Origin of the sequence: Microbacterium sp. JB110, from assembly GCF_003335195.1 — a bacterium.
GTDB lineage: Bacteria > Actinomycetota > Actinomycetes > Actinomycetales > Microbacteriaceae > Microbacterium.
Genome location: NZ_QPGM01000004.1, coordinates 291,734 through 304,481 on the forward strand (window position 1 = coordinate 291,734; position 12,748 = coordinate 304,481).

General features: G+C 70.8%; 10 protein-coding genes and 1 pseudogene. 9 read left to right on the plus strand and 2 right to left on the minus strand.

What is annotated here, in order from left to right; translation table 11 throughout:
• Window positions 1-117: 117 nt before the first annotated feature.
• The 9 genes and pseudogenes from CIK77_RS09750 (at window position 118) to CIK77_RS09790 (ending at window position 10,836) form a co-directional block, all read left to right on the plus strand.
• Complete coding sequence (locus CIK77_RS09750) at window positions 118-507, plus strand: SPW repeat domain-containing protein (RefSeq protein WP_087055781.1); 390 nt, start codon at window positions 118-120, stop codon at window positions 505-507.
• A gap of 117 nt (window positions 508-624) precedes the next feature.
• Entirely contained in the window at window positions 625-1,443 is an 819-nt protein-coding gene (locus tag CIK77_RS09755; RefSeq protein WP_087055780.1) for a MurR/RpiR family transcriptional regulator, read from the plus strand.
• A gap of 249 nt (window positions 1,444-1,692) precedes the next feature.
• Window positions 1,693-2,409 carry a tyrosine-protein phosphatase gene (locus CIK77_RS09760; RefSeq protein ID WP_087055779.1) on the plus strand — a complete coding sequence of 239 codons (717 nt, stop codon included), beginning with the start codon at window positions 1,693-1,695 and terminating at the stop codon, window positions 2,407-2,409.
• A complete protein-coding gene (locus tag CIK77_RS09765; protein ID WP_087055778.1) occupies window positions 2,406-3,194 on the plus strand; it encodes a metallophosphoesterase family protein in 789 nt (262 codons plus the stop codon). The genes CIK77_RS09760 and CIK77_RS09765 overlap by 4 nt, the downstream gene beginning before the upstream one ends.
• A gap of 61 nt (window positions 3,195-3,255) precedes the next feature.
• The gene (locus CIK77_RS09770) at window positions 3,256-4,281 is read left to right on the plus strand and encodes an ABC transporter substrate-binding protein (RefSeq protein WP_087055777.1); all 1,026 of its coding nucleotides are present in this window, start codon (window positions 3,256-3,258) and stop codon (window positions 4,279-4,281) included.
• Window positions 4,278-5,951: an ABC transporter permease gene (locus tag CIK77_RS09775; RefSeq protein WP_249268664.1), complete on the plus strand. Its 1,674-nt coding sequence runs from the start codon at window positions 4,278-4,280 to the stop codon at window positions 5,949-5,951. Before CIK77_RS09770 ends, CIK77_RS09775 begins: the two co-directional genes overlap by 4 nt.
• Before the next feature lie 10 nt (window positions 5,952-5,961).
• Window positions 5,962-6,447, plus strand: a pseudogene (locus CIK77_RS18345) (ABC transporter ATP-binding protein); the annotation flags it as partial.
• Window positions 6,448-7,031: 584 nt separating this feature from the next.
• Window positions 7,032-7,568 (plus strand): histidine phosphatase family protein, encoded by a 537-nt coding sequence (locus CIK77_RS09785; protein ID WP_087055775.1) that lies wholly within the window; start codon window positions 7,032-7,034, stop codon window positions 7,566-7,568.
• Between the two features lie 187 nt (window positions 7,569-7,755).
• On the plus strand, window positions 7,756-10,836 hold the full coding sequence (locus CIK77_RS09790) for an AAA family ATPase (RefSeq protein WP_212647510.1): 3,081 nt from the start codon (window positions 7,756-7,758) through the stop codon (window positions 10,834-10,836).
• A gap of 1 nt (window position 10,837) precedes the next feature.
• Here CIK77_RS09790 and CIK77_RS09795 read toward each other — a convergent pair whose 3' ends face one another.
• Entirely contained in the window at window positions 10,838-11,641 is an 804-nt protein-coding gene (locus tag CIK77_RS09795) for an ABC transporter permease (RefSeq protein ID WP_087055774.1), read from the minus strand.
• Entirely contained in the window at window positions 11,638-12,672 is a 1,035-nt protein-coding gene (locus CIK77_RS09800; RefSeq protein ID WP_087055773.1) for an ATP-binding cassette domain-containing protein, read from the minus strand. The genes CIK77_RS09795 and CIK77_RS09800 overlap by 4 nt, the downstream gene beginning before the upstream one ends.
• Window positions 12,673-12,748 lie beyond the last annotated feature (76 nt).

Genomic DNA, 12,748 nt, shown 5'->3' on the forward strand with positions numbered 1-12,748 from the left:
GAAGTTCCGCCCGGCGGGAGCAGGACGCCGATGCGGCTGCGCCGTTCCAATCCAGGAACGCGACGGTGCCGAATCAGCAGTGAGCCGTTGATCGCGGCTCCTGTCAAAGGAGGAATCATGCGTTTCATCCCCACCAAGGTCCACGGCGTTCTGGACTATCTCGTCGGCATCGCGCTGATCGCCGCGCCGTGGCTGTTCGGCTTCGCAGACATCGGCGGCGCAGCGATGATCATCCCCATCGTGCTCGGCGTCGGCCTGATCGTCTACAGCCTGTTCACCCGCTATGAGTGGGGCCCGTTCGGTCTCATTCCCATGCCCGTGCACCTGGTGTTCGACATCGTCGCCAGCGTCTTCCTTGCGGTTTCGCCCTGGTTGTTCGGCTTCGCCGACAATGCGGTGAACGTCTGGCTGCCGCACGTGGTCGTGGGTGTCGCGGTCATCGTCGTGGTGATCTTCACGCAGCCCCAGCCCGAACCGAAGCGGTCTCACGATTCCGGTACGGCCTGACCGTTCGCACGATCCCGGGTGTCCTGTCCGAGCGATTCCGGCCGTCGACTCGGGGGAGGGGGCGGCCGGCGGATAGATTGGGCTGGTGCCGCGTCACCCATCCCACGGAGTGCCCAGATGACGATCGCCCGCCCCGCCCTGAGCGTGCTCACCCGCGTGCGCAGCGCGCTGTCGTCGCTCGGGCCGAGCGAGGCACGCGTCGCGGACGTCGTGATCGAGCGCCCGGATGACGTGGTCGGCTGGTCGACGGCCGAACTCGCGGAGGCCGCAGGCACGTCGACGGCAACCGTCATCCGCGCCTGCCAGAGCCTGGGCTTCCGCGGCTTCCAGCACCTGCGACTCGAGCTGGCGCGCTCGGCGCCCATGGTGCCGCGCGACGAGGACGACATCGCGCAGAACACCTTCGACGACGCGGTCGAGGCCGTGCGCCTGGCGCAGGAGAGCGTCGATCCGGCACAGATCGAACTGGTGGCGCGCGCGCTGGATGACGCCCGCCGCGTCGTGCTGGTCAGCAACGGCTTCTCCGGCCCGCCGCTGCAGGACTTCGCCATGCGGCTGTCGACGCTCGGGCGCGGCGTCGAGGCTCCTGTCGACCCGCTCGCGCAGCAGTTCGCCGCGCACACTCTCGGCGAGGGCGACTTGTGCCTTGTGCTGAGCTACTCCGGTGCGAACGTGCAGACGCTCCGCGCGTGCCAGGCCGCTGCCGACCGCGGCGCGAGAGTCGCCGTCATCACCAGCTACGTGCGTTCCCCGATCGGCCGCACCGCTCACCTCGTCGTCGCCACCGGTCCGGCCGGTGAGGCGCACGACGTCGACCCGTTCCTCGCGCGCCTCGGCCACACCGTCGTGCTGCACGCGCTGCACTCCGCGCTCGCACCGCGATCCGGCGTCGCCGAGATGCGCCACGTCGTCGCCGAGGCCCTCACCGAGGACTGAGCCGGCCGCCACCCCGGTTCCGGTTCCCCGAAGTGCGGTTCCGCTGGAGCCTTGGTGCAGTTTCGGGTACCGGAGCGGTGGGCCGCGGTGCTGTGGCGCGTCTCGGCGCATCGCGGCACCGCAGGCTCATCCGGCGTTCACCTGCGCGTAAGGCGCGCGTCAGCGGCTCGTCGTTGTTGAAGGTCACTCTGTCGTTGTAACCACGTTTCACATCAGATGAAACGCACGTAACGACACGAGAGGATCCGGATGCGGCGGATCGAGATCGACGGCCTGTTCAACTCCCGCGCGATGGGAGAGCCGACGTGGCTCGTCCGTTCCGGTGCGCCGGAGCTGATCACGCCGGCCGGTGCCGAGACGCTGCGCGAGCTCGGGGTCTCTGCGGTCGTCGATCTGCGTGAGCCGAGCGAGGCAGGATCCCCTTCCCACGGCCTGCCGGTGCGCAGCCTTCCCGTCTACGGCAGGCCGGCACCGCTGACGGGGCGGATCGAGAACATCTACGAGGGGCTGCTGCGCGAGCGCGGCCGTGCACTGACCGAGGCAGTCGGCGCCGTCGCCGACGCAGACGGCGCCGCGCTGGTGCACTGCACGGCCGGCAAGGATCGCACCGGACTCGTGATCGCGCTCGCGCTCGCCGCATCCGGGGTCTCGGTCGAGGACATCGAGGCGGACTACGCACGATCGGGTGAGTACGTGCGCCCCGTGCGCGAGCCCGTTGCGCGCAGGATCGCCGAGGACGCCGCGCCGGCGGATCGCGCCGAGATCCTGCGCCTGCACCTCGACAGTCCCATCTCCGCCATCACCCACGCGCTCGACGTCATCGGCGAGCTCGGCGGTGCCGACGCCTACCTCGCCCGTCACGGACTCTCCGACGCACAGTTCGTCGCACTGCGCGCCAAGCGGGCCTCGGGTTCTCCTGCGGCTCCGGTCGGCGCGCCGGGCATGCCAGCGGCGGTGTCGGCATGAGCCGCGCCACCGGCCGCCTCACGGTGCTGCACGTCAGCGACGTGCACGCCACGCGCGACGGCCTGCTGTACGACAGGATCGACGGCATCGAGCGACTCCGTGCCGTCGGTTCGTACGCGCGGGAGGCGGGGATCACCCCGGAGGCGATCGTCATCACGGGCGACCTGATCCAGCGGGGGCACGCGGCCGCCTACCCCCGCGTGCAGGCCGCCATCGACGACCTCGAACAGGCGGCAGGGGTGCCCGTGCTGACCGTGCTCGGCAACCACGACGATCCGGGTGCCGCAGGCGCCCTGCGCGACCACGCCGCAGGGCACTTCCGAACCGTGCACGTCGCAGGGCTCCGATTCGTGCTGCTCGATTCTTCGGCGGGAGCGCTCGGCGCAGAACAGCTGGCATGGCTGCGAGATCAGGTGCGCGAGCCGTTCGGTGCCGGCACCGTCGTCGCGCTGCACCACCCGCCGCTCGGCTCACCCATGCCGGCGCTCGCGAAGGCTGGCCTCGCCGACGGACAGTGCCTCCTCGACGCCCTGGCGGACAGCGACGTCAGGGCGGTGCTGGCGGGGCACTTCCACCATCCGCTCTCGGCCACGCTGCGCGGCGTGCCGATCTCCGTCGGCCCCGCCCTCGCCTACCACCAGGTGATGAACGCGGGCCCCGACCGCGTCAGCGGCCACGACCAGGCCATGTTCTCGCTCGTGCACCTGCTGCCAGGCGGCGTCGCGGCCACCAGCGTCAGCCTCGAGACCCCCGCACCTCTGTTCTCCCAACCCGTCTCCGCCTGACCGGCATCGGTCATCCGGAGCACCCACCACCTCAATCGACGTTCCAACGGAAGGCACCACCATGTCTCGCAGGATCCATCGCCTCGCCCCGATCGCCGCCGTCGCCGTCGCCGGTGCGGCGCTCGCCGGATGCTCGTCATCCGACACCAGTGCCGACGCCGCAGGCGACGGCCCCTCCTCCATCACGCTGTACACCTCGGAGCCGCAGGAGAAGATCGACGCGGTCGTCGCGGCCTTCAACGAGGAGAACCCGGATGTGACGGTCGAGGTCTTCCGCGCGGGAACCGGTGACCTCACCACCCGTGTCGCCAGCGAGCAGGCGGCAGGAGACGGCATCCAGGCCGACGTGTTCCTGGCCGCCGACGCCGCCACCTTCGAAGAGTACGCAGCGGACGACCTGCTGCTGGAGTACGCCCCGGCCGACATCGAGAACATCAACCCGGATGTCGTCGACCCCGAGGGCTACTACACCGGAACCCGCATCATCCCGACGGTGATCGCGTACAACACCACCATGGTCGACGAGCCGCCGGCGTCGTGGCAGGAGCTCACCGACAGTGCGTACGCCGACCAGATCGTGATGCCGAACCCGGATGTCTCCGGTGCCGCGGCGTACAACGCCGCCGTCTGGGCGAACACGCCGGAGCTCGGCACGGAATGGATGGAGCAGCTGGCCGAGAACAGCCCCGTCATCGCCGACAGCAACGGTCCCACCTCGCAGGCCATCGCCACCGGTGCGCAGCCGGTCGGCGTCGTCGTCGACTACCTGGTGCGCGAGCTCGCGGAGCAGGGCTCGCCGATCGATGTCTCCTACCCGTCGGAGGGCGTGCCGTACGTCTCGCAGCCGGTCGGCATCTTCTCCAGCACGGATGAGGAGGCAGTCTCGAAGGCGTTCGTCGACTTCCTCGTCAGCGAGGAGGGCCAGAAGCTCGCGGTCGAGCAGTCGTACCTGCCGATCCGCAGCGACGTCGGCACCCCGGAAGGCGCGCCCGCCATGGACGACATCGCCATCCTCTCGCCCGACCTCGAAACCATCCAGTCCACGCAGGACGAGGCCGTCGAGACCTTCCGCTCATTGTTCTTGTGACCGACAGCACCCTGAGCGCACGTCTCGCGGCCCCGGTTCTCCGCCGGGGCCGCGGGCGCGGCGGTCCTGCGGACGGGGCGCGCTGGCTGACGGCTGCGCTGTGGGCTGCGGTGGCGTTCTTCGTGCTGCTGCCGATCGCGGCGATCCTGTATCTCGCGGGCGACGGCAGTCAGATCGGCGTGCTGCTCGACGGCGATGTGCTCGTCGCCGCACGCAACAGCTTCGTGTCGGCCGGCGTCTCCGCCGTGTTCGCGGTGGTCGTCGGCACCGCGCTCGCCGTGCTGCTGGACCGCACCGACATCGCAGCCCGCGGGCCGCTGCGGCTTCTCGCACTCAGCCCCCTGCTGATGCCGCCGTTCGTCGGTGCGATCGCATGGCTCGGCATCATGGGACCGACGAGCCCTGTCAATCTGTTCTGGCGCGACGCGTTCGGCGCCCCGCTGTGGTCGATCTACGGCGAGGACGGCGTCATCCTGCTGCTCACCGTGCACAGCTATCCCATCGTGATGCTGATCGTCTCCGCCGCGCTGCGCCGCATTCCGAGCGACCTCGAGCAGGCGGCCCGGATGAGCGGGGCCGGGCCGTTCCGCGCAGTCGTGTCGGTCACGGTGCCGCTGCTGCGCCCGGCGCTGCTGTCGTCGTTCATCGTCGTCGCGGTCGGCAACCTCGCCGACTTCGGCATCCCGTCGATCATCGGCCTGCCTGAGCAGTACGTCACGCTCGCCACCCTCGTCTACCGCTACCTGCAGTCGGGCACCGTCGACGAGCCGCTCGCGATCGTCGCGACGATCGGCGTCGTCGTGCTGATCCTCGCACTGCTCGGGCTCGTCGCGCAGTCGCTGATCGCGGGGCGAGGGAACCAGCTCGACACGTCGAACGCCGTCGTCGTGCGGGTCGGCCTCGGCCGCGCACGAGTGACGGCGGCGCTCGTCACGTGGGTCGTGGTGCTCACGGTGACGGTGCTGCCGCTGATCGCCCTTGCCACCCAGACGCTGCTGCGCGCCCCCGGCGTTCCGCTCGCGTGGGAGAACCTCACGCTCGACCATCTCGTCACCGCGGTCACGAGCACGACCGCGCTCACCGGTGCGGGCAACTCGGTCATGCTGGCGGGGCTTGCGGCTCTCGTCTGCGGCGTGCTCGGTCTCGGCATCGGGGTGGTCGTCGCCCGCGTCCGCACTCGCGCGGCCCGTGCGCTCGGCGCGACGGCGAACCTGCCGCAGTCGGTGCCGGGCATCGTGATCGCGGTGGCGTGGCTCGTGCTGGCACCGTCGCTCGGGCTGTTCAACACCCCGTGGCTGATCCTGTGCGCCTACGTGACCAGCTTCATCGCACTCGTCGTGCAGGCCGTTGCGGCGCCGCTGGAATCGACGCCAGCCAGCGCCGAGGAGGCGGCCCGGATCTCGGGCGCCGGTCGGCTGCGATCGCTCGTCGACATCACCTGCCGGATGGCGCTGCCCGCGGCGATCTCCGGAGCAGTACTGGTCGCGGTGACCGCCGTGCGCGAGCTGACGCTGTCGGTCCTCCTGCTGTCCCCGGGCTCGCAGACGCTCGGCGTCGCCATCTTCAACTTCCAGCAGGCCGGCGCCTTCAGCACTGCGTCGGCCTGGTCGCTCATCGTCGCCGTGTTCGGCCTCGCCTTCATCTCGCTCGTCACTCGGCGATCCCGTTAGGAGTATCCGGATGTCATCCGTCACCCTCGATTCCGTCTTCGTCCGCTTCCCCGGCGGTGCGCTCGGTCTGCAGGACGTCGACTTGCGCGTCGCCGACGGCGAGTTCCTCGCACTGGTCGGCCCGTCCGGTTCCGGCAAGACCACGCTGCTGCGCACGATCGCAGGGTTCACACCTCCCTCATCCGGCGCCGTTCTGATCGGCGACCGCGCGGTGGCGGGACGGGGCGACTTCGATCCGCCGGAGAAACGGGGTCTCGGCATGGTGTTCCAGCAGCACGCCGTGTGGCCGCACTGGAACGTCGGGCGCAACGTCGAGTACCCGCTGCGGCGCGCGGGCGTCCCGCGCGCCGAGCGCCGCGTCCGTGTGGCCGAGACCCTCGAGCTGGTCGGGTTGGAGGGGTACGCCCAGCGCGACCCTGCGACGCTCTCCGGAGGGCAGCGCCAGCGCATCGCCCTCGCCAGGGCGCTGGTCGCCCGGCCGAGGGTGCTGCTGCTCGACGAGGCGCTCTCCGCGCTCGACGAACCGCTGCGCGATCGGCTCAGGCTCGAGCTGCACACGCTCACTCGTGAGCTGGGTCTGACGGTGATCCACGTCACCCACGACCGCGCGGAGGCGATGGCGCTCGCCGACAGGGTGGCGGTGCTCGACGGCGGCAGGATCCAGCAGATCGGCACCCCCGAGGAGCTGCTGAGCGAACCAGCGGCGCCGTTCGTCGCGCGCTTCCTCTCCGATGCGACGCTCGTCGACGGTGCCGTTGCGCGCGGCGTGTTCCGCGCGGACAGCCATCCCTTCGCCATCGCCTGCGCACAGGGAACGCCGGACGGCGACGCGTGCGCGGCGATCTCACCAGGCGCCGTGCGGCTGGTGTCCGACCCGTCGGGCGACGCGACCGTGCGCTCGTCGCTGTTCGCGCCGTCCGGGAGCGACGTGGTCGCTGATTGGGCCGGGCTCGAGATGCGCGTGCGCGTGGTCGGTGAGCGGCTCCGCGTGGGGGAGCGGGTGCGCGTGCAGGTCGACGATGCGGTGGTCTACCCGTCGCCCGCGTCGGCGGTGCGGGCGACGGGCGAGGCGGTCGCCGCGTGAGCCTGGCGCTGGTGCGCCATGGGCGCACGGAATGGAACCGTGCCCGCCGAATGCAGGGGCGCACGGACGTGCCGCTGGACGGCTACGGTCGCGCGCAGGCGGATGCGACGGGGCGAGCGCTGTCGGTTGCGGTGTGGCACCGGATCGTGGCGTCGCCGCTGGGCAGGGCGAGGGAGACCGCCGAGATCATCTCGGACTGCGTGGGGGACGTCGCCGTCGAGCTGGATGACGCCCTGGTCGAACGCGGATACGGCGAGGCTGAGGGCGTCGCCGTGGCCGAGGCGCACGAGCGCTGGCCGGACGAGGATTTTCCCGGCGCGGAGCCGATCGTCGACGTCGTCTCGCGCGGTGCGGCCGCGGTGCGCGCGCTCGCCGAAGACGGGCGCAGTGCGATCGTCGTGGCGCACGGCACGCTCATCCGGCTCACCGTCTCCGAGCTGACCGGCCAGGACTGCCCCCGCATCCTCAACGGCGAGGTGGTGCTGCTCACTCGAGAAGGCGATGCCTTCGCCGCGCGGCGCGTGGGCGGGTAGGTCCCGCGTTGCCGCTCCGGTGTCAGAAATCGACCTTCTCTGGCCGGTTCGCGGTCGATGTTCGGCACCGGAACGGCTGTTGTGAGGCCAGGGCGGAGGAAGGCCGAGGGGGAGCGCGTGGGCAGGCTCGCCGCCTAGGCTGGGAATCGCGGCGGCCGCTGCGCCGCACGGAGACCCGGAGGACGACGTGACCGAACCGCGCCTGCGCCTGATCGACGGCGCTGCGTGGGCGGGCACGCGCATCAGAGGCGAGCGCACCAGGGCGCTGCTGCTTGCTCTGGTGGACGCGGGTGGGCGGGTCGTATCGGAGGAGCGGCTCGCAGACGAGATCTGGCCGGATGCGCGGCCGGAGAACCCGGTCGGCGCCCTGCAGGTCGTCGTGTCGCGCGCGAGGAAGGCCACGTCAGCCGACGTGATCGCGCGCACCGACAGCGGGTACCGGCTCTCGCTCGACCGCGATGACATCGACGTGTGGCGTGTCGATGCGGCGGCGGCAGAAGCACCTCGCGCGCTCGCCGCGGGAGACCTCCAGGCCGCCGGGCGCGCTGCCCGGATCGTGCGCGATGCCGGGCGCGACGACGACTTCGTGCTCGGGCGGACGCTCGAAGCGCAGGGCCAGCACGCCGAGGCGCTGCCGCTGCTGCGCGATGCGGAACGCGACGCCGATGTCGCGGCATTGCTGCGCAGCGTCGCCGCGGTCGAGGGCGCGCCCGCCGCGCTGGCGAGGTACGAGCGCCTGCGCGCCGATCTCGCCGACCGACTCGGTGTCGACCCGTCGCCCGAACTGCAGGCGCTGCATCGGGAGCTGCTCGCCCGCGACCGTCCGGTGAGGTCCGGCATCCGATACGACACAAGTTCGCTCGTCGGGCGCGACCACGACATCGAGGCGGTCCGTGCGCTGCTGCGCCGCTCGCGCGTGACGACGGTGCTCGGGCCAGGTGGCCTCGGCAAGACCCGCCTTGCGAACGTGGTCGCGCGGCAGGCGGACCAGCCGGTGGTTCACCTCGTCGAGCTCGTCGGCGTCACCGCGGGCGACGATGTGATCGCCGAGGTCGGTGCGGCCCTCGGCGTGCGCGATTCGGTCTCGTCCCGGCGCGCGCTCACGCCAGCGCAGCGTGCGGACGTGCGCGGACGCGTCGCCGAGCAGCTCGCTCAGGCGCCGACCCTTCTGGTGCTCGACAACTGCGAGCACATCGTCGACGCGGTCGCAGATCTCGCGGCCTTCCTTGTCGCGAGCGTGCCGAGTCTGACCATCCTCATCACCTCGCGTGCTCCGCTTGCGATCGCGGCGGAGAGCGTGTACCCGCTGGCGCAGCTCACGCCGCGGGATGGAGTCTCCCTGTTCATCGAGCGTGCCACCGCCGCTCGCCCTGACACGCGGCTGTCGGATGAGACCGTGCGCGAACTCGTCGGCCGGCTCGACGGGCTCCCGCTGGCGATCGAACTGGCTGCCGCGCGTACCCGATCGATGTCCGTCGACGAGATCCTCCGCCGATTGTCCGACCGCTTCGCTCTGCTGCGCGGCGGCGACCGTTCCGCGCCCGACAGGCACCAGACGCTGCTCGCCGTGATCGACTGGTCGTGGAACCTGCTCGCCGACCGGGAACGACGGGCTCTGCGCCGGCTCGCCGTGTTCCAGGACGGCTTCGCGCTCGACGGGGCGGAGTCGCTGTTCGGCGCAGACGCGCTCGATGCCGTCTCCGACCTGGTCGCGCAGTCGCTGGTGACAGTCGCCGACGAGGGTGACCGGGTGCGATATCGGATGCTCGAGACCGTGCGTGAGTTCGGGTTGATCCGGTTGGCCGAGGCTGACGACGAGCAGGCCGCCCGCGCCGCTCAGCGGGAGTGGGCTGGCGCCCTGGCACAGCATGCGGCGACGCGGCTGTACGGTCCTCACCAGCTGGCGGCGGTCGACGCCCTCGCCGTCGAGGAGACCAACCTCATCGACGTGCTGCGCCGAGCGATCGCCGATGGCGAACCGGCTGCCGCCGTGCGGATGTTCGCCGCGCTGGGCGGCTTGGGCGGCATCCGGGGCGGGATGAGCCGCACGCGTGCGCTCACGGAGTCCTTCGCCGATCTCCTCGACGGGTGGGACCCGCCGGGCGAACTGGTGGGCATCAGCCGTGCCGCTGTTGCGTTCGCCCTGCTCTCGAGCCTCGGCGGCCCGACAGGGCACGTCGACAGACTGCTGGCTGTTCTCGACCGGACTGCCCAGCACGCGTCGGATCCGCTGCTCGAGGCGCTGATCTCGTTTGCGCTGTCCTTCTCATCGACCTGCAGGCACGACGCGATCTCGCGATGCCGCGCCCTCGTCGATTCCCCTCATCGTGCGGTGCGGGCGCTCGGCTGGCTGTATCGCACGCACGAGAGCGAGAACGGCGGCAACCCGCAGATCGCCATCGACGCGTGCCGACGGGCGCTCGAACTCGTGCGCGGCGAGGACGGTCCGTGGGCGCGGGCGACTGTGCTGTCGGAGCTGTCGTCGCTGTACGGACAGCTCGGTGACCACAAGGAGTCGGCGCGATATGCGCGTGAGGCGCTACCGGTCCTGGAGCGGGTCGGGGCAGAAGGGGAAGCGGTCCAGGTGGCGGCCACGATCGCGACCGACGAGATTGAGCAGGGCGATCTCGAACAGGCTGCGCGCGACGTCGAGCGGATCGAGGAGCTCTCGGCGGCGCTGAGCGGCCCGGACCGTGGGGCGGCGCTGCTGACCCGCGCGAATCTCGAGATCGCGCGGGGGCATACGGAAGCCGGGCTGTCCGCGTACCGCAAGGCGGTCACGCGCAGCAGGTCCGAGGTCTGGGGCGCCGGTCTGACCGGCCTCGACGATATCGCTCCGTGGACGCTGGCCGCAGAGTCCGGCTGCCTCGCCGCGGAAGCCCGGTACGGCGACGAGGAGTCCGGTCGCGAGCTGTTCCAGTCGCTGCGGCCTCGGCTGCACCGGCTGCTCGCAGGACATGAGGGAGCTGGCTACCCATCCGGCTTCCTCGACTACCCCGTCGCCGGGCTCGTGCTGTTCGCGCTCGGCCTGTGGGCCATCCGCGACGACGCTCTCGGCGCGGAAGAGGCCATCCGGCTGCTCGTGCTCGCCGAGCGCTTCGGCTACCCGCGCTTGAGCGGCCCGCTGCGCTGGGATGATGCGGTTGCCGACGCCGAGCGCGTCGCGCCCGGGGCCCTCGCCCGCATCAGCGCCGAATACGGCGACCGCCGCGGCGCCGACCTCCTGGATGAGGCCCGCACCGCGGCGGAACGCCTGCTCGCCGGATGACCTACATCTTTCGACTGTAGGAGCGCACGGCGAGGGGCGCGAAGATCGCGACGACCACGACGCAGCCGAGCAGCGCCCAGCCGACCTCGCCGGTGATCCGGCCCTCGTTGATCAGGTCGCGGCAGGCGGTGACGACGTGCGACACGGGGTTGACGTTGACGAACGCCTGCAGCCAGCCCGGCAGGGTCTCGGCCGGCACGAAGGCATTCGAGAGGAACGTCAGCGGGAACAGGATCATCATCGAGATGCCCTGCACGGCCTGCGCGGAACGGGCGACCGTGCCGAGCCAGCAGAAGATCCATGCCAGAGACCAGCCGGCGATGATCGTGAGCAGCCAGCACCCCAGAACGCCGAGGATCCCGCCGTCGGGGCGGTACCCCATTGCGAGGCCCGTGAGGATCGTCAGGGTCGCGGCGAGCCCGTAGCGCACGAGATCGGCGACCATCGGGCCGGCGAGCGGCGAGATGCGCGCGATCGGGAGTGCCTTGAAGCGATCGAACACGCCCTTGTCCATGTCCTCGCGCAGCTGGGTGCCGGTGGCCATCGAGGCGGTCAGCGCCGTCTGAGCGAGGATGCCGGGGATGATCACCGGCAGGTACTCTGCGACGGATCCGGAGATCGCCCCGCCGAAGATGAAGGTGAACATCGCGGTGAACAGCAGCGGCTGAAGCACGACGTCGAACATCTGCTCCGGGTTGCGGCGCATCTTCATCAGCGCGCGCCATGCCATCGAGAGGGTCTGGCTGATGGTGTCGCTGACTCGGGGGCGCGACGACAGCTGGATGTCGAGGGAAACGGTGGTCATGCGCTGGCCTCCTGAGTGCTCTGGGCGCGTTCGGCGTCGATGGCGTCGTACGCGTCGGTCGGGCGGCCGGTGATCGCGAGGAACACCTCATCGAGCGTCGGCTGCTGCACGGATGCCGAGGCGATCGACAGACCGACCTCGCGCAGTCGGATGAGGATGTCCGCCGCGTCGTTCGCGTCGGGCAGCGGAACACTGAGGCCGCCGGATTCCGGGGTGGGAACCGGCTCCTCGCGCGCGACCTCCGCGACGGCGCGAAGGGCCGTGTCGAGGTCGTCGTGCGAGGTGAGGCGCAGGTTCAGCGTCGACGTCCCGACCGAGCGCTTGAGCTCATCCGGAGTGCCCTCTGCGACCTTGCGGCCGTGGTCGATCACCGCGATCCGGTCGGCGAGCTGGTCCGCTTCGTCCAGGTACTGCGTCGTCAGCAGGATGGTCGATCCGGATGAGACGAGCTCGCGGATCGTGTCCCACATCTGGCCGCGGGTGCGCGGGTCGAGTCCGGTGGTCGGCTCATCGAGGAAGATGAGCGGCGGGCGGGCGATGAGTGAGGCCGCCAGGTCGAGGCGTCTGCGCATGCCGCCGGAGAAGTTCTTGATCTGGCGTCTGGCGGCGTCTTCCAGCCCGAACTTGCCGAGCATTTCGGCGGCGGTCTGCTTCGCGTGCCGCGAGCTGAAGCCCAGCAGTCGGCCGAACAGCCACAGGTTCTCGGCGGCGGTGAGGTTCTCATCGACCGAGGCGTACTGCCCCGTGACGCCGACGAGCTGCCGGATCTTGTGCGGTGCGCGCCGCACGTCGACGCCGAAGATCTCGGCCTCGCCGTCGGTGATCGGAAGCAGAGTCGCGAGCATCTGGACGATCGTGGTCTTGCCCGCGCCGTTCGGGCCGAGCAGCCCGAACACCTCGCCGCGACGGATCGTCAGGTCGACGCCGTCCACGGCGCGGAAGTCGCCGAAGTCCCTCACGAGCCCGCGGGCGTCGACGGCGTTCCCGCTCGTGCTCACGCGCTGAGCGTCTGTGTGCTGAAGTGTGGTCATGCCACGAGTCTGGCGGCCGGCGCTTTCACGCCGCTTTCACGCGGGTTTCGTGTGTATGGACGCGAGCGGACGCCTT

Bases quoted from the DNA above. Each gene is read 5' to 3' on its own strand.
- CIK77_RS09750 (WP_087055781.1), top strand. From the start codon at position 118: ATGCGTTTCATCCCCACCAAGGTCCACGGCGTTCTGGACTATCTCGTC.
- CIK77_RS09755 (WP_087055780.1), top strand. From the start codon at position 625: ATGACGATCGCCCGCCCCGCCCTGAGCGTGCTCACCCGCGTGCGCAGC.
- CIK77_RS09760 (WP_087055779.1), top strand. From the start codon at position 1,693: ATGCGGCGGATCGAGATCGACGGCCTGTTCAACTCCCGCGCGATGGGA.
- CIK77_RS09765 (WP_087055778.1), top strand. From the start codon at position 2,406: ATGAGCCGCGCCACCGGCCGCCTCACGGTGCTGCACGTCAGCGACGTG.
- CIK77_RS09770 (WP_087055777.1), top strand. From the start codon at position 3,256: ATGTCTCGCAGGATCCATCGCCTCGCCCCGATCGCCGCCGTCGCCGTC.
- CIK77_RS09795 (WP_087055774.1), bottom strand. From the start codon at position 11,641: ATGACCACCGTTTCCCTCGACATCCAGCTGTCGTCGCGCCCCCGAGTC.
- CIK77_RS09800 (WP_087055773.1), bottom strand. From the start codon at position 12,672: ATGACCACACTTCAGCACACAGACGCTCAGCGCGTGAGCACGAGCGGG.